We start from the raw sequence: 1,027 nt of genomic DNA on the forward strand, positions 1-1,027 counted from the left end.
TGCCGCCCCACCTCCACTACCTGCCGCTCCCGGCCTTGCACGATCATGCGTGGAAATACGTACATATTCCAAGCGTAGACGAAGTGAATCACCGCCTGCGCCCCAATGGCATTCCAGCTCAGGGGGATCAGCACCTGGGTGAGAAATTGCAGCGGGTTTGCCCCGTCCAGTTGAGCTGCCTCCGCCAGCTCGCGTGGGATGTTGGAAAAATGCTGGCGGAACCAAAACGTGGACGTGGCGCTGGCCAAAAAGGGCACGATCAAGGCGTAGTAGGTGGATCCCCAGCCCAAGTTGCTGACCAGCCGCAGTAGGGCGATGATCAAGATCTCTGTGGGCATCATCAAGGTCATGAGCACAAAGCCGAAGGCCAGCCCCTTGCCCGGAAAGCGGAAGTAGACAAAGGCCAGCCCCGCTAACAGCGATAGAACCGTCTTGCCCAGCGTGATGGCCGTGGCCACGATGGCGCTGTTGACCATGTAGTGGCCCAAGTGGCGCGCCACCATCACCTGCTGCCAGTTAAAGGCAAACGAGGAGCCAAAGGTAAATTGATAGCGAAACACCTCGGCGTTGTTTTGGGTGCTCACGATCAGGGCGTACAACACCGGAAACCCCAACGCCAAACAGGCTAACCACAGGCCAAGGTGGACATACCAGCGCTCTGGGATCCAGCGCCGCCAGGACAAGGGAAAAGACTTCCGGCGCCTGGTGCTGGGCTGGGCAGCTGGCGACCGCAGATCCTGTAACAGTTGAGCCATGACACATCCAGCCAGGGAACGCTGAGGGGCAGGGGGAGCTTTTGCCCTCTCCGTTAGGATAATTCGTTGAGGTTAACCCTAGGCTAAAACTGAGTTCCCAGCTTGGCGAGTGCTTTTACCGAAAAATGCGGCGCGAAGGCCGCTGGCTTTAGCTGTAGGGAGGAAGTGCTGTCCTTTTTGTCTACAAGCATCATGCCGGTCAGAGAAGCTAAGCTCCTCAAAGCAGCAGCAAGCGCCGCAGGAACAGGGCTATGACGGCAACAAAGCTAACC

At 57.9% G+C, this 1,027-nt stretch carries 1 protein-coding gene; it reads right to left on the minus strand.

The features are described from left to right. The coding region (locus NW827_RS04980; RefSeq protein WP_414503403.1) for a carbohydrate ABC transporter permease at positions 1-755 on the minus strand (755 nt) is incomplete at its 3' end. Between the last annotated feature and the right edge of the window lie 272 nt (positions 756-1,027).

The organism is Synechococcus sp. H70.1, assembly GCF_047502705.1.
Taxonomy (GTDB): domain Bacteria; phylum Cyanobacteriota; class Cyanobacteriia; order Thermostichales; family Thermostichaceae; genus Thermostichus.